This window comes from Streptomyces sp. WY228 (assembly GCF_019287315.1).
Lineage (GTDB): Bacteria > Actinomycetota > Actinomycetes > Streptomycetales > Streptomycetaceae > Streptomyces > Streptomyces caviscabies.
The window spans coordinates 1804951-1824433 of record NZ_CP079114.1 but is presented as its reverse complement, the minus strand read 5'-3'; the positions used below and the strand labels follow the sequence as shown (position 1 = coordinate 1824433).

Below are 19483 nucleotides of genomic sequence, written 5' to 3'. Positions count from 1 at the left end.
CAGAACTCTTCTCCATGGGTTCATCCTCGCGCCTTCGCACCACGAGGATGAACCCGGGGACCGGCCCGGCCGGGTCAGGCCTTCTTCAGGAACTCGGTCTTCAGCACGAGCCCCTTGACCTTCTTCGTGTTGCACTCGATCTCACCGGCGCGCCCGGTGAGCCGGATGTTCTTCACCAGCGTGCCGCGCTTGAGCGTCTCCGACGTGCCCTTCACCTTCAAGTCCTTGACCGTGGTCACGGAGTCACCGTCCGCCAGCACGGTCCCGTTGCTGTCCTTCACGACGATGTCGCTCATGGCGCTCTCCTGCTCTTCTCCACCCGGTACAGATCTTGCACCGGACATCTCTCAACGATCATGTGACCGGCCGTTCCGCCGCAGCGGCAGCGTGACCCATATGCTCTTGCCGCCCTCGTCGACATCGCCCCGCACCACCGCGCTGCCGCCCAGACCATGGGTCAGCTCCATCACGGTCGCCAACCCCCGACCCGGCGCTATGCCGGCGGACGCGAACAGCGCCGGGCGGTACGGATGGCGGTCGTGCACACCGAACGCGAACGTGTCGGGGCCGCCCGCGAACACCACCGTCACATTCGGCGAGAGCTCCGCCGCGTGCCGCACACTGTTGGTCACCAGCTCACTGACGATCAGCAGCGCCGGATCCCGGCACGGCTCCTGCGCCGCCACGCCCCACTCCGCCAGCACCTGCTCGGCGGTCTCCCGGGCGATCCGCACGGCCGAACCCAAGGTGGGCAGCGTCAGCACATGCCGGTACGGCAAGGTGTCCGGAGGCGTGATCATCGGGCCGCCTCCTCGGCCGGAGCCGCCACCGGCACCTCCCGGCCGCCCCGGGCCGGCCCCACCCCGGCGGCCGCCACCGCCCCGTCACCCCGCGCCGCACCGGCCACCGCCAGCCGCTCCCGGGCCGCGCCGAACGCCTCGGACGCCGTGGCGTACTCACGCCCCTCCCGCCGCAGCAGCTCCAACGCCCCCACCGACTCCAGCGCCCGCCGCTGATCCGGCCGGATCCCGGAGGCCAGCACCACGATGCCCCGCCCGTTCAGCCGGTGCACGGTGTCCTTCAGCGCCAGCGCACCGGTGGCGTCCACCGTGGTCACCCGGCACATGCGCAGGATCACCACCCGTACGCCGGAGATCTCACCCAGCTCCAGCAGCGAACGGTGCGCCCCGGCGAAGAACAACGGCCCCTCGACCCGGTACGCCACCACCTGCCCGGCCGTCCCGGCAAGCTCGCCGCCGCCGTCCGCGTCGCCGCCCTTGTACGGTTCCGCGCCCGGCAGCTCCGGCACCTCGCCGCCGTACGTTTCCGAGCCCGGCAGCTCCGGCACACCGTCGTCGTACGGATGCACCCGGTCCACCCGCGCCTCCGCCGCGACCGCGCGCAGGGCCAGCAGTCCGGCCACCGCCAGCCCGATCACGACCGCCAGCACCAGATCCAGCACCAGGGTCGCCACCGCCGTCAGCACCAGCACCACCGCGTCCGACCGCGTCGCCCGCGCCATCGCCCGCAACGCCCCCACCTCGACCATCCGCACCGCCGTGGCCAGCAGCACCCCGGCCAGCGCGGCGAGCGGGATCCGCGACACCAGCGGAGCCGCCGCGAACACGATCACCGCCAGCACCGCGGCGTGCGTCAGCGCCGCCAGCCGCGAACCCGCGCCCGTACGGACATTGACCGCCGTCCGCGCGATCGCCGCCGTCGCGGGCACCCCGCCGAACAACGGCGCGGCCAGATTCGCGATGCCCTGCCCGAACAGCTCCCGGTCCGGATCATGCTTCTGGCCCGTCGTCATCCCGTCCGCCACCGTCGCCGACAACAGCGACTCCAACGCCGCCAGCGCCGCCACCGCGACCGCCGGAGCCACCAGCGAGCCCACCGCCGACACATCCAGGAACCCGAGCGAAGGCGCCGGCAGACCCGCGGGCAGCGCACCGATCGGCGTCGCCCCGTCCAGATCGAACAGCTGTACGGCCAGCGTCGCCGCGACCACCGCCACCACCGAGAACGGCACCCCCGGGCGCAGCCGCGCCCCCGCCAGCATCAGCCCCGCCACCCCGACGGTGATCGCGAGCGCGGTCCAGTTCGGGCCGCCCGCGAACTCCTCGACCGCCCGCCACGCCACCACCAGCACCTTGTCGCCCTCCGGGGCGGCCACCCCCAGGGCGTTCGGAATCTGCTGGAGGGCGATCACACACGCGATCCCGAACGTGAACCCCTCGACCACCGGCGCCGGCACGTACCGCATCGACCGGCCCGCCCGCAGCAGCGCCAGCACGATCAGCAGGCCTCCCGCCATCAGCCCGACCGTCAGCACCCCGCCCGGACCGTACTCCGCGACGATCGGCACCAGGACCACCGTCATCGCCCCGGTCGGGCCCGACACCTGGAGGTTCGACCCGCCGAACACCGCGGCCAGCGCCCCCGCCACCACCGCCGTCGCGAGCCCCGCCTCCGCGCCCAGCCCCGACGCCACCCCGAAACCGAGCGCGAGCGGCAACGCCACGATCGCCACCGTCAGACCGGCGAGCAGATCACGGCGCGGAGCACGGGCCATGGCCGCGAAGTCCGCGCGCACGGGCAGCAGCGCCCGCACCCGCCCCCGACCCCGGGCCGCCACATCCGGGAACCCGCTCACGGCGCGGTCACCTCGGCCTCCCGCAGCTCGGCCAGCAGCCCGTCCCGGTCGGACAGCATCTCCGTCAGGATCCGCCGCGCGGCCCGCATCAGCTCGGTGACATCACCGCCCGCCAGCTCGTACACCACCGTGGAACCCTCCCGGGTCGCGGTGACGATGCCGGACCGGCGCAACACCGCCAGCTGCTGCGAGAGCGCCGAAGGCTCCACCTCGATCGCGGCCAGCAGATCCCGCACCGGCAACGGCCCCGCCTGGAGCAGCTCCAGGACCCGGATACGCACCGGATGCCCGAGCATCCGGAAGAACTCGGCCTTGGCCTGGTACAGGGGGACCGGCACGGCGGAACCTCTCCTCGGCAGTACGTCACCGCCGCGGGCGGAAGAGCCGGGCGGGGGCCGCGAACCGCGCACGACGGCGGAACGGCCCACACAGCATGTAGTGAATTGCAGAATTTCGCAATTCACTCATTGAGCAACACCACGTGAGACCACACCGCCGCACCCCACCCGCACACCCATCCAGAACCCGCACACCCATACCACCCCGACCCCCACCGGCCCGGCCACACCGACCGCCAGTACCCCTTTCGAGTTCAGATCGTTGACCTCTTCGGCCGCGCCACCCGAAACCCGGGACAAGCTGGCATGTCCACCCCCGCGCACCCCGAAGGACCACCCCACCCATGCCCACCCCGCCCCTCGCCGGAGGCACCGCAGGCCCCGACGCACTGCGCCCCCTCATCGACACCGTCCTCACCGCACTCCACGACGGCGCGACCCTCCGCGGCGGCCCCCTCCCCGCAGGCGGACCCGACACCGTCACCCCCCGCACCCGCACCGCCACCCACCCCCTCATCCCCGACCACGGCACCGGCGCCCACCACGCCCTGCGCACCCTCGTCACCGCCCTCGCCGCAGGCGCCGCCGACCCCGCCCACCCCCACTGCGCCGCCCACCTCCACACCCCGCCCCTCGCCCTCGCGGCCGCCGCCGACCTCGCCGCCAGCGCCCTCAACCCCTCCATGGACTCCTGGGACCAGGCCCCCGCCGCCTCCGCCCTCGAAGCCGACCTCACCAGCGCACTCGCCGCCGAGATCTACCCCCGCACCCCCTCACCCGACGCCGTCATCACCACCGGCGGCACCGAAGCCAACCAACTCGCCCTCCTCCTCGCCCGCGAACGCCACGGCCCCGTACAGACCGTCTGCGGCGCCAACGCCCACCACAGCATCGCCCGCGCCGCCTGGCTCCTCGGCCTCCCCGAACCCGTCGTCGTCCCCGCCCCCACCGGCACCCTCGACCTCGCCGCCCTCGACGAAGCCCTCACCGAACTCCACCGCCCCCTCCTCGTCGTCGCCACCGCCGGAACCACCGACACCGGCGAGATCGACCCCCTCGACGCCATCGCCGACCTCTGCACCACCCACGGCGCCGAACTCCACATCGACGCCGCCTACGGCGGACCCCTCCTCCTCAGCCCCACCCACCGCACCCTCCTCCACGGCCTCGACCGCGCCCACAGCGTCACCCTCGACCTGCACAAACTCGGCTGGCAACCCGCATCCGCCGGCCTCCTCGCCGTACCCGAACGCCACCACCTCACCCCCCTCCACCACCACGCCCCCTACCTCAACGCCGACGACGACACCGAAGCCGGCCTCCCCGACCTCCTCGGCCGCTCCCTGCGCACCACCCGTCGCCCCGACGCCCTCAAGATCGCCACCACCCTCCAGGCCCTCGGCCGCACCGGACTCGCCGACCTCGTCGACCGCACCGTCGCCACCGCCCACCACCTCGCCGATCTCATCGCCACCACCCCCACCCTCGACCTCTACGACCGCCCCACCATCAGCACCGTCCTCTTCCGCCCCACCGGAACCGACGACCACACCGTCGCCACCGTCCGACGCACCCTCCTCCAGCGCGGCCACGCCGTCCTCGGCCGCGCCCACGCCGAAGGCCGCCTCTGGCTCAAAGCCACCCTCCTGAACCCCCACACCACCCCCGACGACCTCCAAGCACTCCTGGACCTCGTCACCGCCACCACCACCGACCTCCTGACCGGCCCCGTCACGGCCACCCCGGCCGACCTCGGCACGGCCACCCCGGCCGACCTCGGCACGGCCACCCCGGCCACCCCGGCCGACCCCGGCCCGGCCACCCCGGCCGACCTCGGCCCGGTCTCCCCGGCCGACCCCGTCACGGCCACCCCGGTCTCCCCGGCCGACCTCGGCCCGGCCGCCCCGGCCGACCCCGGCCCGGTCTCCCCGGCCACCCCGGCCGGCCTAGGCCCGGTCTCCTCGGCCGGCGCCACCCCCGGCACCACCCACCCCACCCCCCACCCCACGGAAGGCGACACCCCGCGATGACCGACCGGCCCGCCCACGAACCCGACCAGCCACACGACCTCGTCGGCATCGGCATCGGCCCCTTCAACCTCTCCCTCGCCGCCCTCGCCCACACCATCCCCGCCACCCCCGGCGACCCCCGCCCCCTCGCCGCGACCTTCTACGAACAACGCCCCGCCTTCCACTGGCACCCCGGCCTCCTCCTCGACGGCGCCAGCCTCCAAGTCCCCTTCCTCGCCGACCTCGTCACCCTCGCCGACCCCGCCAGCCCCTGGAGCTTCCTCAACTACCTCCGCACCCGCGACCGCCTCTTCCCCTTCTACTTCGCCGAGCGCTTCCACATCCAACGAGCCGAATACGACGCCTACTGCCGCTGGGTCAGCGAACAACTCCCCGGACTCCACTTCGGCCACCAGGTCGACGCCGTCCGCTGGAACACCGACCGCGCCCTCTTCGAAGTCGACTTCACCCAACTCGACCGCGACGGCGAAGCCGAAGCCCTCGGCCGCGCCTACGCCCGCCACATCGCCCTCGGCATCGGCACCGAACCCTTCGTCCCCGAACCCCTCAAACCCCTCGCCGAAGCCGAAGCCGTCCCCGTACTCCACTCCGCCGACTACCTCCGCCACCGCGAACGACTCCTCGCCGCCGGACACATCACCGTCATCGGATCAGGCCAGTCCGGCGCCGAGATCTTCCTCGACCTCCTCCGCGCCCGCCCCGAAGGCGCCGAGAACATCCACTGGCTCGCCCGCACCCAGGCCTTCGCCCCCATGGAGTACTCCAAGCTCGGCCTGGAGCACTTCACCCCCGACTACAGCCGCTACTTCCACGCGCTCCCCGAATCCGCCCGCGACGAACTCGTCCCCCGCCAATGGCAACTCCACAAAGGCATCGACGCCGACACCATCGCCGCCATCCACGACGAGCTCTACCGCCGCACCCTCCACGGCGGCTGGCCCGACGCCACCCTCACCCCCGGCGTCCACGTCCGCACCGCGGGACGCCTCGCCAACACCCGCGTCGAACTCCACCTCGAACACACCCAGCAAGGCACCCGCACCCGCCTCACCACCGACGCCGTCATCCTCGCCACCGGCTACCGCGAACGCCCCCTCGACGCCCTCCTCGGCGGCCTCGACCCCTACCTCCGCCGCGACGCCTCCCACCGCCCCCGTATCGACGACCAGTACCGCCTGATCCTCGACCCCACCGTCACCGGACACGTCTACGTACAGAACGCCGAACGCCACACCCACGGAGTCGGCGCCCCCGACCTCGGCCTCGCCGCCTGGCGCAGCGCCACCATCCTCAACAACCTCACCGGCGCCAACCCCTACCCCCTCCCCGAACGCACCGCCTTCACCACCTTCGGCCTCACCCCCCAACCACCCGGAATCCCGTCCCAGGCCCCCGCACTCGTCCCCCTCAGCCAGACCCTCTGACCCCCGGGGACAACGAACGGCCCGGGCCCCCACCGAAGGAGACCCGGGCCGAACGAACAGCACACACCCAGCAGCGTTACGGGAACACCGGCGTCCCCTCACGCGTCAGCCGCCACCCCACCGAAGCGAACGCCGCCGGATCCACCGAACCCTTCTCCCGCACCCACCCGATGATCGTGTTCCGGATCTCGTCCGAATCCGCCCACAGCTGCTGCGCACCCGGCACGTGCGGGAAGTTCCCCCCACCACTCGCCCGGTAGTTGTTCACCGCGAACACGAACCGCGCCGCCGGGTCGATCGCCTCGCCCTCGAACGACAGACCCACGATCCGCGAACCCGCCGGCTGCGCGATGTCGACGTCGTACGTCACGCCCGACACCGCGTCGTAGTTGTAGTCCGGAATCCCGTCCGCGTTCGTCAGCTTCGCCGTGTCCACCGGACCACCCGCCGGCGTCCGCACGTAATACCGCGCCGAATACTCCAGATAGTCCTTCAGCTGGGCGCCCGTGATCAGCCGCGCCTCCAGCGTGTTCTCGAACGGATACAGCCCCGCCGCGTCCTTGATCGTCACATCGCCGGCCGGAATCCCCGCCGTACGCGAGAAGCACGACGCCTGCGACAGCACCGGCAGCGCCGCGTACTCCCCGCCCGCCAGCGCCGCCTTCACCGTCTCCGTCTGCACCACGTTGATCAGATCGATGATCGGCTCGTCCTTCCACGGCGCGTCCGCCGTCGACATCGCCACCACCGACGTACCGATCACCTGGTTGACGTACTCCACCACCTTGCGGTGCTCGCGGCGCAGCAGCGACGTCACCTTCCGGTCCTCCGGCACCGTGTTGGAGTTCAGCACCCGCGAACCGGCCTTCTCCACCGTCCAGCGGCCCTTCTCCCACACCAGGTCGAAGTCGAACAGCGTCAGCCGCTGCCCCCACTTCGCCGGCTCCGACAGCACGACCTGCTTGCCGGTCTCCTTGTTCGTCACGAAGTGCTCGGCGATCTCCACATGCGCGTGGCCCACCAGAATCGCGTCGATGCCGGGCACCTGCTCCGCCACCAGAGCCGCCGCGTTCTCCACGTACGGCAACTGGTCACCCCACGACGAGGTCCCCGAGGAACCCGAGTGCGCCGACACGATCACCACGTCGGCACCCATCGACCGCAGCTTCGGCACCCACTTCGCCGCCTGCTCCTCCAGACCCGGGAACACCATCTTCCCGCCCACATTCGCCTTGTCCCAGATCGCGATACCAGGATTCGTCAGCCCCAGCACCGCCACCCGCACATCACGCCCGCACGGCGTGTGCATCCGCTTGACGACATACGGAGCGAACGCCGGCCGCAACGTCTTCGCATCCAGCGCATTCGCCCCCAGCAGCGGGAAATCACACTGCTCCTCGAATTTCCGCAGCACCGGAATGCCGTAATTGAACTCGTGATTCCCCAGCGCAGCCGCGTCGTAACCGATCGCGTTCATCGCCCGCGCCATCGGATGCACCGGACCACGCCGCGCCGTGATCGGATCCACCTTCGCGTAGTAGTACGACAACTGCGTGCCCTGAATCGTGTCACCCGCGTCGATCAGCAGCGTGTTCCGGCGGCCCTTCTCCCGACGCACCTGATCCACCAGCGTCGAGATCTTCGCCAGACCGACGTCGTTGTGCGCCGAGTCGTCGTACTCCTTGTCCGTGAAGTAGTCCCAGTTGAAGACGTTCCCGTGCAGGTCGGTCGTGCCCATCACCGTGAACGAGTACCGCTTCGGAGGCCGCCCGTGACCATGCCCGTGGCCCTGCCCCGTGGCCTCCGCCGCACCCGCCGAGCCGACGACCGCACCGCCCGCCATCGCCACACCCGCACCCGCGGCGGCCGAACGGCCCAGAAACGTCCTACGGTTCAACGGCATCTCTTCACTCCTCGTTCAGTAGGGCAACGCGCGTAGATTCTGGCCCAGCACCCCACACCCGCAACACCCCACGCAGGTTTCGATCTGATGACCACCCGGCACACACCCCGTGGTGACACCCGCCGTGCCACAGTGAACACATGACCGAAACCCCCACCCCCGCACCCCACCCCTCCCACGGCACCCCCACCGCCCCCCACGTCACCGTCCGCGGCGAAGCCCACCTCGAAGTCGACCCCGAAATCGCCCGCATCACCGTCACCCTCACCGCCCGCAACACCGACCGCCGCACCACCCTCGACGACCTCACCCGCCGCAACGCCACCACCCTCGACCTCATCAAGGGCTACGGCGACGCCATCGAAAAACTCGAAACCGGCACCCTCGCCATCCGCCCCGAACTCACCCGCCACGGCCGCGGCGAACGCATCCGCGCCTACCACGGCAGCATCCAACTCACCGCCACCCTCAGCGACTTCACCGTCCTCGGAGAACTCGTCGCCCGCCTCGCCGACCAGGAACTCACCCGCGTCGACGGACCCTGGTGGGCCCTGCGCCCCACCTCACCCCACCACGCCGCCGCCCGCCGCCAAGCCGTCCAGGAAGCACTCCAGCGCGCCCGCGAATACGCCGAAGCCCTCGACACCCGCATCGACGCCCTCCTCGAACTCAGCGACACCGGAAGCGTCGGCGGAGCCACCTTCGCCACCGCCACCTACGGCGGCGCCGGCATCATGCGCTCCGCCCGCGCGGAATCCGCCGCCGACGCGGCCCCCGTCGACCTCGAACCCGTACGCCAGAACGTCGACGCCCAGGTCGAAGCGGCCTTCACCCTCATCCCGCCGAACCTCGGATAAACGCTCATCAGAGCACCCCGCCGCACAATTCAACACTTGTCAATAACCCTTCATCCAAAGGTTGTTGAGGTGTCATACGGAGCCAAATACCTACCCGTAGGTAAGGTTTAGGCTCGAACCATGCGCCGAGCGAAAATCGTTTGTACCCTGGGACCCGCCACCGACTCATACGACCAGATCAAGGCCCTGGTCGAAGCGGGAATGGACATCGCCCGCTTCAACCTCAGCCACGGCAGCTACGCCGAACACGAAGAGCGCTACCACCACGTCCGCAAGGCGTCCGAGGAAACCGGCCGCAGCGTCGGCATCCTCGCCGACCTTCAAGGCCCGAAGATCCGCCTCGGACGCTTCCGCGAAGGCCCCGTACTCCTTGAACGCGGCGACACCTTCACCATCACCGTCGAACCCCTCGAAAACCAGGGCACCGGCGACATCTGCGGCACCACCTACGACGGCCTCGCCGCCGACGTCACCACAGGCGAACGCATCCTCGTCGACGACGGCCGCGTCACCCTCGAAGTCACCGACGTCGACGGCCCCCGCGTCCACACCACCGTCATCGAAGGCGGCATGGTCTCCGACAACAAAGGCCTCAACCTCCCCGGCGTCGCCGTCTCCGTCCCCGCACTCTCCGAAAAGGACATCGACGACCTCCGCTGGGCCCTGCGCACCGGCGCCGACATCATCGCCCTCTCCTTCGTCCGCACCGGACGCGACATCGACGACGTCCACCGCATCATGGACGAAGAAGGCCGCCGCCTCCCCGTCATCGCCAAGGTCGAAAAACCCCAGGCCGTCGACAACATCGACGACATCGTCGCCGCCTTCGACGGCATCATGGTCGCCCGCGGCGACCTCGGCGTCGAAATGCCCCTGGAACAGGTCCCGATCGTCCAGAAGCGCGCCATCAAGCTCGCCAAGCGCAACGCCAAACCGGTCATCGTCGCCACCCAGATGCTCGACTCGATGATCGACAACTCCCGCCCCACCCGCGCCGAAGCCTCCGACGTCGCCAACGCCATCATCGACGGCACCGACGCCGTCATGCTCTCCGGCGAGACCAGCGTCGGCAAATACCCCATCGAGACCGTGCGCACCATGGGCCGCATCGTCGAAGCCGCCGAGGAAGACCTCCTCGCCAAGGGCCTCCCGCCCCTCACCGAACGCAACAAGCCCCGCACCCAGGGCGGAGCCGTCGCGAGGGCCGCCGCCGAAATGGGCGACTTCCTCGGCGCGAAGTTCCTCGTCGCCTTCACCCAGAGCGGCGACACGGTCAAGCGCCTCTCCCGCTACCGCTCGCCCATCCCGCTCCTCGCCTTCACCCCCGACGAAGCCACCCGCGCCCAGCTCAACCTCACCTGGGGCGTCGAGACCTTCCTCGGCCCGAAGGTCGACTCCACGGACGCGATGGTGGCCCAGGTCGACGAGGAACTGCTGCGCATCGGCCGCTGCAAGAAGGGCGACGTCGTGGTCATCACCGCCGGCTCCCCGCCCGGCGTGGCAGGCTCCACGAACCTGGTCCGCGTCCACCACATCGGCGAGGACGACAGCCCGAAGTAGGGCGGCTCAGTATTTCGGCCCGACGTGCGCATCCATGAGGGCGACGGATGCCCGTCGGGCTACGGAGATGTTGTAGGGCCTGCCCGCGCGCGTGCAGTGCGTCCAGACGATGCCGAGCGTGTCGAGGGTGTCGGTGTAGAGACGGCGGATGTCGTCGGAGACGTTGGTGAACCAGTACCGGGGGTACTCGTAGCGCTTGCGTTCGCCGCCGACCACGCGTGTGGTCCAGTTGGTGAGCCGACAGCCGTCGGAATGGATGAGGCCTCGGATGAGCTGCCAGGGATGCGTGTCGACGATCCTCTGCTGCCAGGGCTCCAGAGCGATCTCGCGCTCGTGCTTCCTGCCCGGACCGTGCTGCGGGAAGTAGCAGACGAGGTGCTTCGAGTACACCTTGATGTTGTGGCAGCCGGTCCTGCGGACCCGGCATGTGGCGTTGTCCGGGAAGGCCCTGCGTAACGCTTTCTCTGCCTCGTCCTGGATGCCGGGCCATGTGTCATCCAGCGTGATCATGAGGCTCGGTGCCCGATGGGCCGAGTAGCGGCTGATATGGCCGTCGCCCAGGTAGAGCCCGAGCAGATACGCATAGGCGGGCTCGTCGAGTTCTGTGCCGTCGCATCGGTGGCAGGACGGGTCGTGCGCCCCAGGGCATTCACCACGCTTGGCGCGGTCCATGTGCAGCCAGTAGGAGACGGTGCCGTACGGCACGTTCAGCCGGCGAGCCACTTCGGCATTCCTGGTGCCGCTCCGAAGGAGCGAGAGCGCCTGCTGGTGTACCTCAGTGCTGTGTGCGTTCATTCGTCCACTCTTGGTGGAGAGGGGCGACCTTGGGCAGCGAAAAGCGGATGTTCACGCGAAAGTGAACATCCGCTCCGCAAGATGTGCCGGGTATGGGATTCGAACCCACATGTCCTTTCGGACAGAGGTGTTTGAGACCTCCGCGTCAACCAATTGCGCCAACCCGGCGTGGTGGCCGATCAGCAGTGTACCTGGTGTCAGAAGGCGGCAGCAGATAGGTAGGCTGCTTCGCAGCAGCGCCTGGCCTGAATCAAGGAGCCCCGTGACCACCCCCGAGTCGCCCCAGCCCGTAGACGCCGTCGACGACGACAAGTCGCACGTCCCGCCGCTGACGACCCGCGTCGTCATCGCCGAGGACGAGGCCCTCATCCGCCTCGACCTCAAGGAGATGCTGGAGGAGGAGGGCTACTCCGTCGTCGGTGAGGCGGGCGACGGGCAGCAGGCCGTCGAGCTGGCCCGGGAGCACAAGCCCGACCTGGTCATCCTGGACGTGAAGATGCCGGTCCTCGACGGCATCTCCGCCGCCGAGAAGATCGCCGAGGAGTCCATCGCCCCGGTCCTCATGCTCACCGCCTTCTCGCAGCGCGACCTCGTCGAGCGGGCCCGGGACGCCGGGGCCATGGCGTACCTGGTGAAGCCGTTCAGCAAGAGCGACGTGGTGCCGGCCATCGAGATGGCCGTCTCCCGGTTCGCCGAGCTGAAGGCGCTGGAGAGCGAGATCGCGGACCTGTCCCAGCGGCTGGAGACCCGCAAGCTGGTGGACCGCGCCAAGAGCATCCTGCAGACGGATTACGGGCTCTCCGAGCCGGCCGCGTTCCGGTGGATCCAGAAGACGTCGATGGACCGCCGGATGTCGATGCAGCAGCTCGCGGAGGCGTTGATCGAGGACGCCGAGGAGAAGAAGAAGTCGGCCGAGTAGCCGCGTACACGCCGTACCCGTACGCGTACATCCACGGGACGAGAGAGGCCCGCACCCGGAGCGAACCGGGTGCGGGCCTCTTCCGTACGGCAGGGGCGTCAGTCCTCGCCGAGGTACGCCTTGCGGACCGACTCGTCGTGGAGGAGGTCCGAGCCGGGGCCGGAGAGGACGATCTTGCCGACCTCCATGACGTGGCCCTGGTCCGCGAGGGACAGGGCGGCCTGGGCGTTCTGCTCGACGAGCAGGATCGTGGTGCCCGCCGCCTTGAGCTCGACGATGGTCTCCATGATCTTCTGCATCATGATCGGGGAGAGTCCCATGGAGGGCTCGTCGAGCATGAGCAGCTTGGGCTGGGACATGAGGGCGCGTCCCATGGCGAGCATCTGCTGTTCGCCGCCCGAGAGGGTGCCCGCGGCCTGCTTCCGGCGTTCCCCGAGGATGGGGAAGAGGTCGTAGGCGCGCTGGACGTCCTTCTCGATGCCTGCCTTGTCGTTGCGGAGGTAGGCGCCGAGGAGGAGGTTCTCGGCGATCGTCAGCCGGGGGAAGATGTGGCGTCCCTCGGGGGAGTGGGCGATGCCCAGGGAGACGATCTTGTGGGCGGGGATGTTGGTCAGCGGCTTGCCCTCGAAGAGGATGCGGCCGCTGAGCGGCTTGAGCAGTCCGGAGAGGGTGCGCAGGGTGGTGGTCTTGCCCGCGCCGTTGGTGCCGATGAGGGTGACGACCTGGCCGGCTTCGACGGTGAAGGAGATGCCCTTGACCGCTTCGATCTTGCCGTAGGCGACCCGGAGGTCTTCGACCTCTAGCAGTGCGGTCATCGGGTGCCCTCCTCATCGGTGCTGGTGGTGTCGGGCGTGGTGTCCTTCGCCGGGGTGGTGGTGCTGGTGGCCCCGGCGTGGGCCTCGGCCGCTTCGACCTCGGCGACTTCTTCGGCGCCGGGGGCGCCTTCGAAGGGGGTGCCGAGGTAGGCGGCGACGACGCGTTCGTCGGCCTGGACGTCGCCGGGGGTGCCCTCGACGAGCTTTTCGCCCTGGACGAGGCAGGCGACGCGGTCGCAGAGGTTGAAGATGAACCGCATGTCGTGCTCGATGACGAGGACGGCGATGCCCTGGTCCCGGATGGCGAAGATGAGTTCTTCGGTGACGCGGGTTTCCTGGGGGTTCATGCCTGCGGTGGGCTCGTCCAGGAGGAGGAGTCCGGGGTCGCTGGCCAGGGCGCGGGCGATTTCCAGCTTGCGCTGGTCTCCGTAGGGGAGGTTGCGCGCGAGGTGGTCGGCCTTGTCCTGGAGGCCGATGAACTCCAGGAGTTCCATGGCGCGTTCGCGGCTGGCGTCTTCTGCCTTGTGGTAGCCGGGGAGGCGCAGGAGGGCCGACCAGAGGCCTTCCTTGGTCCGGGTGTGGCGTCCGACGAGGACGTTTTCCAGGACGGTCATGTTGGCGAAGAGCCGGATGTTCTGGAAGGTGCGGGCGATGCCTGCCTGGGTGACGAGGTGGGGCTTGGGCGGCAGGACGGTGCCCTTGTAGCTGACCTTGCCCTCGGTGGGGACGTAGAGGCCGGTGAGGCAGTTGAAGAAGGTGGTCTTGCCGGCGCCGTTGGGGCCGATGAGACCGACGATCTCGCCGCTGTTGACGGTGAGGTCGACGCCGCGTACGGCGGTGAGTCCGCCGAAGCGCATGGTGACGCCGCTGGCGTCGAGCACCGTGGTGGTCGTGGTGGTGGTCATGTGATCACGCCCCCGCCTTCGTGGTGCCGGCGGCCTGGTCGGTGAGTGGGACGTCCGGTGGGACGTCGAGTTGGCCGGTCTCGTGGAATTCGAGCTGCTTCCTGCGGTCGGCGACGAGTCCTTCGGGGCGGAAGCGCATCAGGAGGATGAGCGCGATGCCGAAGAGGAAGAGCTGGTAGTCCTGCATGAACTGCAGCTTGGCCGGGATGAGGTAGAGCAGCGCGGCGCCGACGAGGGGTCCGCTGAGGGTTCCCATGCCGCCGAGGATGACGGCGGCGAGGAGGAAGGCGGAGTTCGGGGGCACGGAGCCGGCGAACTGGTACTGCTCGGGCGTCACGGTGTAGGAGACGTGGGCCTGGACGGTACCGGCGAGTCCGGCGAGGGTGGCGCCGAGGGCGAAGGCGAGCAGCTTGAGCCGGAAGGCGTTGATGCCCATGGCGGTGGCCGCGGTCTCGTCCTCGCGGATGGCGACCCAGGCGCGGCCGATGCGGGATTCTCCGGAGCGTCGGAAGACCAGGACGACGACGGCGGTGAAGACGAGCATCAGCAGGTAGTAGTTGGCCGACCTGCCGAGGGTGAATCCGGCGACGTCGTGGCTGACGCCGAAGTCGAAGCCGAAGAGGTTGAGGTCGGGGATGCTCGGGATGCCCTGGGAGCCGTTGGTGAGGTCCGGGCCGCTGACGCCGTTGAGGGCGTTGACGGTGAGCCGGAAGATCTCGCCGAATCCGAGGGTGACGATGGCGAGGTAGTCGCCGCGCAGTCGCAGGGTCGGGGCGCCGATGACGACGCCGAAGACCAGTGAGGCTGCGGCGCCCGTGAGGACGGCGGCCCAGAAGGGGAACTGGACGCCGACCGGGGAGAGCGGGGAGCCGGAGACCAGGGCGGCGGCGTAGGCGCCGACGCCGAGGAAGGCGACGTATCCGAGGTCGAGGAGGCCGGCGAGGCCGACGACGACGTTGAGGCCGAGCGCGACGGTCGCGAAGATGAGGATGTTCGCGCCGATGAGGGCGTACTGCTCGTTCTGCTGGGTGAAGGGGAAGCAGAACGCCGCGATGAGGGCGGCGGTGAGCGTGACGTTGCGGTGCTTGGTGGTCAGCCGGGTGATCCGGGCGATGAGCCCGGCCCGGGTGAGGGCGGTGAAGCCGAACGCGACGCTGATGATGTAGCCGATGAAGAGTTCGGCGTACTCGGTGTCGATGCCGTAGGTGAAGACGTGCAGGGCGACGCCGAAGGCTCCGGCGATGATGAGGATCTCGGCCCAGTTGGGGAGGTCCTTGGCGCGTGTGGGAGCGGGGGCCCGGAGGCTGTTGACGAAGCGGTTGAGCGGGGTGGGGCGGGTGGTGTCGTCGAGTTCCTGGTCGGCGGGGAGGCCGAGGGCGGCGACGGTGGCGATGATCGCGCCGGCGAGGCTGACCCAGGCTCCGGGTTCCAGGTTGACGACGCCGCCGAGTTTGACGGCGATGGCGCCGATGGTGAAGCCGGTGGTGCCGAGGACGCCGATGGCAGCGAGTCGGACGGGGCTGTTGGCGCCGCCCGGGGTGAGCCAGCGAAGTCCCTTGATCCCGTAGCCGGAGAGGGCGAAGAGGAGGGTGAGGACGGCGCCGACGAGGGTGAGGACCTGGAGGCCGCCGGGGTAGCCGGTGACGGTGAGGTCGCCGGGGAATTCGGCGGTCCAGGTCCAGGCGAGGAAGGTGCCGATGAGGGCGATGGCCGCGCCGGCGGTGGTGAGGTGGCGGGCTGCGGGCAGCGCGATGAGGGGGCTGCCGGCGGGTGTGGTCTTGGTGGTCATGGTCATCACGCCCGATCCGCGACGCGTTCGCCGAGCAGGCCCTGGGGGCGTACGAGGAGGACGATGATGAGGAGCGCGAAGGCCCACACGTCCTTCCAGGCGCCGCCGCCGAAGAGTTCCATGCCGGGGACTTCGCTCATGTAGCCGGTGGCGAGGGCTTCGGCGACGCCGAGGACGATGCCGCCGAGCATGGCGCCGTAGATGTTGCCGATGCCGCCGAGCACGGCCGCGGTGAAGGCCTTGAGGCCCATGATGAAGCCCATGCGGAAGCCGATCTGGCCGTTCTTGAGCCCGTAGGCGACGGCGGCGACGGCGGCGAACGCGGCACCGATGGCGAAGGCCATGACGATGATGCGGTCGGTGTTGATGCCCATGAGCTTGGCGGTGTCGGGGTCCTGCGAGGTGGCCTGCATGCCGCGGCCGGCCCGGGTCTTGGAGACGAAGAAGCCGAGGGCGAGCATGCACAGGGGGGCCACGATGAGGACGAAGACGTCACCGCGCTGGATGGTGGCGCCGAGGATGTCGAAGGCTTCGCCCTCGAACTGGGGGAAGGAACGGTCCTTCGTGGCGTTGGGGTACCACATCCACACCGCTTGCTGGAGGGCGAGGGAGAGCCCGATGGCGGTGATGAGTGGTGCCAGGCGTGGACCGCCGCGCAGGGGCCGGTAGGCGAAGCGTTCGGCGGCCATGCTGATGGCGACGGCGGCTATGACACCGCCGACGATCATGAGGGGTATCGCGGCTATGAGGGAGAATCCGGACGGAAGCCCGAGGTAGACCGTGAGGGCTCCGAAGCCCCCGATCATGAAGATCTCGCCGTGCGCGAAGTTGATGAGCTGGATGATTCCGTAGACCATCGTGTAACCGATCGCGATGAGACCGTACATCGCGCCGAGGATGAGTCCATTGGCCAGCTGTTGCGGCAGTTCGTTCACCGCAGGGCCTCCGTGGAGTGGTTCGGATATGGCACCGCGCGGGAGGGCTCGTAGCGCTCCCGCGCGGTCTGGTTGCTTTGTGTGACGGTGGCGGGGCCGTGGCCCGGCCGGTGATTACTCGACGGTGCCGCTGACCTTGGAGACCCACTTGCCGCCGGTGACCTGGTAGGCGGTCATCAGGGTGTTGGTGGTGTCGCCGAACTCGTCGAAGGAGACGGGGCCGGTGACGCCCTCGAACTTGACCTTGTCCATGGCCGCGAGGACCTTGGCGCGGCCGTCCTCAGCGGGGATCTTGCCGTCGTTCTCGGCGGCGACGATCTTGACGGCCTCGATGATGGACCAGGTGGCGTCGTAGGTGCCGCCGCCGTAGGCCTCGTAGGCGTCCTTGTAGCCGGCCGTCTTGTAGTCGGCGATGAACTTCTTGGCGGACTCCAGCTCCTCGACGGGCTTGCCGACGGAGGTGGCGATGTCGCCTTCGGCCTTCTTGTTGAGGGAGATGAAGTCGGCGCTGTACATGCCGTCGCCGCCCATGAAGGGGATCTTGACGCTGTCCTTGATCTGCTGGCTCAGCGGGGCGCCGGCGGGGTACTCGCCGCCGTAGTAGACGGCCTTGGCCTTGGAGCTCTTGACCTTGGTGGCGACGGAGTTGAAGTCGCGGTCCTCGGGGTTCACGTGGTCGGTGCCGACGATCTTGCCGCCGAGCTCGGTGAACTTCGCCTTGAAGGAGGCGGCGAGGCCGGCGCCGTAGGGCTTCTGGTCGTCGATGAGGTAGACGTCCTTGATCTTCGCGGTCTCGAAGAGGTACTTGGCCGCGAAGGCGCCCTGGATCTGGTCCGTGGTGGCGGTGCGGAAGTAGGACGCGAAGGGGCGCTTCTTGTTGCCGGTCTTCCAGTCGTTGCCCTGGGTCAGCTCGGTGCCGGTGTTGGCGGGGGAGACCTGGGTCAGCTTGGCGTCGTTGAGCGGCTTCTGCATCGACTGGGCGACGCCGGAGTTCAGCGGGCCGACGACACCGAGGACCTCTTTGGTGCCGATGAGCTTGACCGCGTTCTGCTGGCCGACGGAGGGCTGGGCCTGGTCGTCGAGTGCTTCCAGCTTGAAGGTGATGCCGGGAACGGTCTTGTCCTTGTTCGCCGTCTTGACGGCGAGCTCGGCGGAGTTCTTGATGCCGAGGCCGAGGGCGGACAGGTCGCCGGTGAGCGGGGCGTCGAGGCCGATGACGACCGTCTGGTTGCCTCCGTCGCCGCCGCTGCTCTTGCTGTCGTCGCGCGACCCGCAGGCGGTGAGCGTCAGTGCTCCGGTGGTGAGCACTGCGGTGAGTATGAGCAAAGAACGGTGTCGCACGAGAGGGTCCTTTCCCTGGCGCGGCGCTCCTCGGGCATGAGGTGCCGTGATCTTCGCCGGGCCGTACTGGGTTGGTACAGGGCCGTGCAGCAGACGCGCCCGGCGGCGCGGTGACTGGCCGTGACTCTAAGCGCAGCCGGGGGCCATCGGGATGGGTCGGCTGCGGATGTGACTCTCTTGTTATGCCCTTGAGCAAGGCTTGAGGTTCCTGTGAGGGGATGTGCGGGTTTCGCCTGTACTGCGCAGTGCCCACATGGTGAGAACGCGCAGCTCTGCTAAGGGGCTTGAGGCGATCTTGGTGCTGTCGCGCGGATCGGGGCGCGAGGGCGGCGGGGGAGGCCGGCCGGGGGTGCGGGGGGTGGGGTGCGGGCTTTTTCGTGTATTGCCCAAACGTTACGCAGTGTTACATGTGTGGGATATGTGTGCTGCTTCGCCGGGTCGGTTGTCGCTGTTGAAGCAGGTCATGGAACGGGGGTGGCCGTCAAGGGTGTTGACCGTGGGTTTCCATCAACTTCCGCTATCTGCTTCGGATATGGGAACGCGTGGTCCGGAATGCGGTGTGGTCGTGGTGGGGGATGCACCGGAGTCGCGGTGTGGTCGCGGAGGGTGGCCGGTGGGTGGCGGTGCCTGGTGGCGTACGGGGTGGAATCGTCGCCGGTACGGCGAACGGCCTGCCGACGTCGGTCGGCAGGCCGTTTCGGGTGCTGCGGTGGTTCAGCCCGCTTCGGGCTTGGGGACGTCGCGGAGCAGGCAGGTGAGGCGCGCGGTGCAGACCCGCTTGTCCTGTTCGTCGGTGATGACGATCTCGTACGTGGCGGTGGAGCGGCCCCGGTGCACCGGGGTGGCGACGCCGGTGACGAGGCCGTTGCGGGCGCCCCGGTGGTGGGTGCAGTTGAGGTCGACGCCGACGGCGAGCTTGGCGGCTCCGCCGTGGAGCATGGAGCCGATGGATCCGAGGGTCTCGGCGAGGACGGCGGAGGCGCCGCCGTGCAGGAGGCCGTAGGGCTGGGTGTTGCCTTCGACGGGCATGGTGCCGACGACGCGGTCGGCGGAGGCCTCGACGATGGTGACGCCCATGCGTTCGCCGAGGTGGCCGGCGGAGAAGAGGGCGGGCAGGTCGACGCCGAGTGCCGCGTACTCGTCGATGACTTCCTGCGGGAAGAGGGGTGCGGTGTGCTCGCCCATGGGTCCGGCTCCGTTCGTCTGCGCTGGTTCG

16 protein-coding genes, 1 tRNA gene and 1 pseudogene are annotated in these 19483 nt (G+C 69.5%); 5 read left to right on the top strand and 13 right to left on the bottom strand.

Translation table 11 applies throughout. The features are described 5' to 3' along the window. Positions 1-74: 74 nt before the first annotated feature. From KV381_RS07780 to KV381_RS07765, 4 genes are all read right to left on the bottom strand, one after another. Positions 75-296, bottom strand: coding sequence for an alkylphosphonate utilization protein (locus KV381_RS07780; RefSeq protein ID WP_030079631.1), 222 nt, complete (start codon positions 294-296; stop codon positions 75-77). A gap of 51 nt (positions 297-347) precedes the next feature. Further along, on the bottom strand, positions 348-800 hold the full coding sequence (locus tag KV381_RS07775) for an anti-sigma regulatory factor (RefSeq protein ID WP_030079629.1): 453 nt from the start codon (positions 798-800) through the stop codon (positions 348-350). Next, positions 797-2575 carry a SulP family inorganic anion transporter gene (locus tag KV381_RS07770; protein ID WP_218787183.1) on the bottom strand — a complete coding sequence of 593 codons (1779 nt, stop codon included), beginning with the start codon at positions 2573-2575 and terminating at the stop codon, positions 797-799. Before KV381_RS07770 ends, KV381_RS07775 begins: the two co-directional genes overlap by 4 nt. Before the next feature lie 77 nt (positions 2576-2652). After that, positions 2653-2994 (bottom strand): metalloregulator ArsR/SmtB family transcription factor, encoded by a 342-nt coding sequence (locus KV381_RS07765; protein ID WP_030079622.1) that lies wholly within the window; start codon positions 2992-2994, stop codon positions 2653-2655. Positions 2995-3338: 344 nt separating this feature from the next. Here KV381_RS07765 and KV381_RS07760 point away from each other — a divergent pair. Together KV381_RS07760 and KV381_RS07755 are read left to right on the top strand one after the other, a co-directional pair. Continuing rightward, a pseudogene (locus tag KV381_RS07760) lies at positions 3339-4721 on the top strand (aspartate aminotransferase family protein); the annotation flags it as partial. Positions 4722-5020: 299 nt separating this feature from the next. Continuing rightward, entirely contained in the window at positions 5021-6448 is a 1428-nt protein-coding gene (locus tag KV381_RS07755; protein ID WP_218784961.1) for a lysine N(6)-hydroxylase/L-ornithine N(5)-oxygenase family protein, read from the top strand. Positions 6449-6524: 76 nt separating this feature from the next. Here the strand turns inward: KV381_RS07755 and KV381_RS07750 are convergent, their stop codons facing one another. After that, entirely contained in the window at positions 6525-8351 is a 1827-nt protein-coding gene (locus KV381_RS07750) for a bifunctional UDP-sugar hydrolase/5'-nucleotidase (protein ID WP_218784960.1), read from the bottom strand. Between the two features lie 140 nt (positions 8352-8491). Here KV381_RS07750 and KV381_RS07745 point away from each other — a divergent pair, with 140 nt between their 5' ends. Both KV381_RS07745 and pyk read left to right on the top strand, forming a co-directional pair. After that, positions 8492-9208, top strand: coding sequence for an SIMPL domain-containing protein (locus tag KV381_RS07745; RefSeq protein WP_218784959.1), 717 nt, complete (start codon positions 8492-8494; stop codon positions 9206-9208). A gap of 120 nt (positions 9209-9328) precedes the next feature. Further along, positions 9329-10768 carry a pyruvate kinase gene (gene pyk, locus KV381_RS07740; protein ID WP_030627580.1) on the top strand — a complete coding sequence of 480 codons (1440 nt, stop codon included), beginning with the start codon at positions 9329-9331 and terminating at the stop codon, positions 10766-10768. Positions 10769-10774: 6 nt separating this feature from the next. Here pyk and KV381_RS07735 read toward each other — a convergent pair whose 3' ends face one another. Continuing rightward, positions 10775-11563 carry a helix-turn-helix domain-containing protein gene (locus KV381_RS07735; RefSeq protein WP_218784958.1) on the bottom strand — a complete coding sequence of 263 codons (789 nt, stop codon included), beginning with the start codon at positions 11561-11563 and terminating at the stop codon, positions 10775-10777. An 84-nt stretch (positions 11564-11647) separates the two neighbouring features. Next, a tRNA-Leu gene (locus tag KV381_RS07730) sits at positions 11648-11731 on the bottom strand. Positions 11732-11825: 94 nt separating this feature from the next. On the opposite strand from KV381_RS07730, the gene KV381_RS07725 reads away from it, so the two are divergent. Next, the gene (locus tag KV381_RS07725) at positions 11826-12482 is read left to right on the top strand and encodes an ANTAR domain-containing response regulator (RefSeq protein ID WP_003969810.1); all 657 of its coding nucleotides are present in this window, start codon (positions 11826-11828) and stop codon (positions 12480-12482) included. 98 nt (positions 12483-12580) lie between these two features. Here KV381_RS07725 and KV381_RS07720 read toward each other — a convergent pair whose 3' ends face one another. The 6 genes from KV381_RS07720 to KV381_RS07695 all read right to left on the bottom strand — a co-directional run bounded on the left by KV381_RS07720 (position 12581) and on the right by KV381_RS07695 (position 19452). Then, positions 12581-13297 (bottom strand): ABC transporter ATP-binding protein, encoded by a 717-nt coding sequence (locus KV381_RS07720; protein ID WP_030079610.1) that lies wholly within the window; start codon positions 13295-13297, stop codon positions 12581-12583. Continuing rightward, on the bottom strand, positions 13294-14202 hold the full coding sequence (locus KV381_RS07715) for an ABC transporter ATP-binding protein (protein WP_030079608.1): 909 nt from the start codon (positions 14200-14202) through the stop codon (positions 13294-13296). The genes KV381_RS07720 and KV381_RS07715 overlap by 4 nt, the downstream gene beginning before the upstream one ends. Before the next feature lie 4 nt (positions 14203-14206). Then, entirely contained in the window at positions 14207-15991 is a 1785-nt protein-coding gene (locus KV381_RS07710) for a branched-chain amino acid ABC transporter permease (protein ID WP_218787182.1), read from the bottom strand. A gap of 5 nt (positions 15992-15996) precedes the next feature. Beyond that, a complete protein-coding gene (locus KV381_RS07705; RefSeq protein WP_030079604.1) occupies positions 15997-16926 on the bottom strand; it encodes a branched-chain amino acid ABC transporter permease in 930 nt (309 codons plus the stop codon). 114 nt (positions 16927-17040) lie between these two features. Then, positions 17041-18252 (bottom strand): branched-chain amino acid ABC transporter substrate-binding protein, encoded by a 1212-nt coding sequence (locus tag KV381_RS07700; protein ID WP_030079602.1) that lies wholly within the window; start codon positions 18250-18252, stop codon positions 17041-17043. A 729-nt stretch (positions 18253-18981) separates the two neighbouring features. Further along, entirely contained in the window at positions 18982-19452 is a 471-nt protein-coding gene (locus KV381_RS07695; protein WP_086780209.1) for a PaaI family thioesterase, read from the bottom strand. Positions 19453-19483: the final 31 nt, after the last annotated feature.

Bases quoted from the DNA above. Each gene is read 5' to 3' on its own strand.
- KV381_RS07735 (WP_218784958.1), bottom strand. From the start codon at position 11,563: ATGAACGCACACAGCACTGAGGTACACCAGCAGGCGCTCTCGCTCCTT.
- KV381_RS07715 (WP_030079608.1), bottom strand. From the start codon at position 14,202: ATGACCACCACCACGACCACCACGGTGCTCGACGCCAGCGGCGTCACC.
- KV381_RS07720 (WP_030079610.1), bottom strand. From the start codon at position 13,297: ATGACCGCACTGCTAGAGGTCGAAGACCTCCGGGTCGCCTACGGCAAG.
- KV381_RS07780 (WP_030079631.1), bottom strand. From the start codon at position 296: ATGAGCGACATCGTCGTGAAGGACAGCAACGGGACCGTGCTGGCGGAC.
- KV381_RS07710 (WP_218787182.1), bottom strand. From the start codon at position 15,991: ATGACCACCAAGACCACACCCGCCGGCAGCCCCCTCATCGCGCTGCCC.
- pyk (WP_030627580.1), top strand. From the start codon at position 9,329: ATGCGCCGAGCGAAAATCGTTTGTACCCTGGGACCCGCCACCGACTCA.
- KV381_RS07695 (WP_086780209.1), bottom strand. From the start codon at position 19,452: ATGGGCGAGCACACCGCACCCCTCTTCCCGCAGGAAGTCATCGACGAG.
- KV381_RS07745 (WP_218784959.1), top strand. From the start codon at position 8,492: ATGACCGAAACCCCCACCCCCGCACCCCACCCCTCCCACGGCACCCCC.
- KV381_RS07755 (WP_218784961.1), top strand. From the start codon at position 5,021: ATGACCGACCGGCCCGCCCACGAACCCGACCAGCCACACGACCTCGTC.
- KV381_RS07750 (WP_218784960.1), bottom strand. From the start codon at position 8,351: ATGCCGTTGAACCGTAGGACGTTTCTGGGCCGTTCGGCCGCCGCGGGT.
- KV381_RS07775 (WP_030079629.1), bottom strand. From the start codon at position 800: ATGATCACGCCTCCGGACACCTTGCCGTACCGGCATGTGCTGACGCTG.
- KV381_RS07770 (WP_218787183.1), bottom strand. From the start codon at position 2,575: ATGGCCCGTGCTCCGCGCCGTGATCTGCTCGCCGGTCTGACGGTGGCG.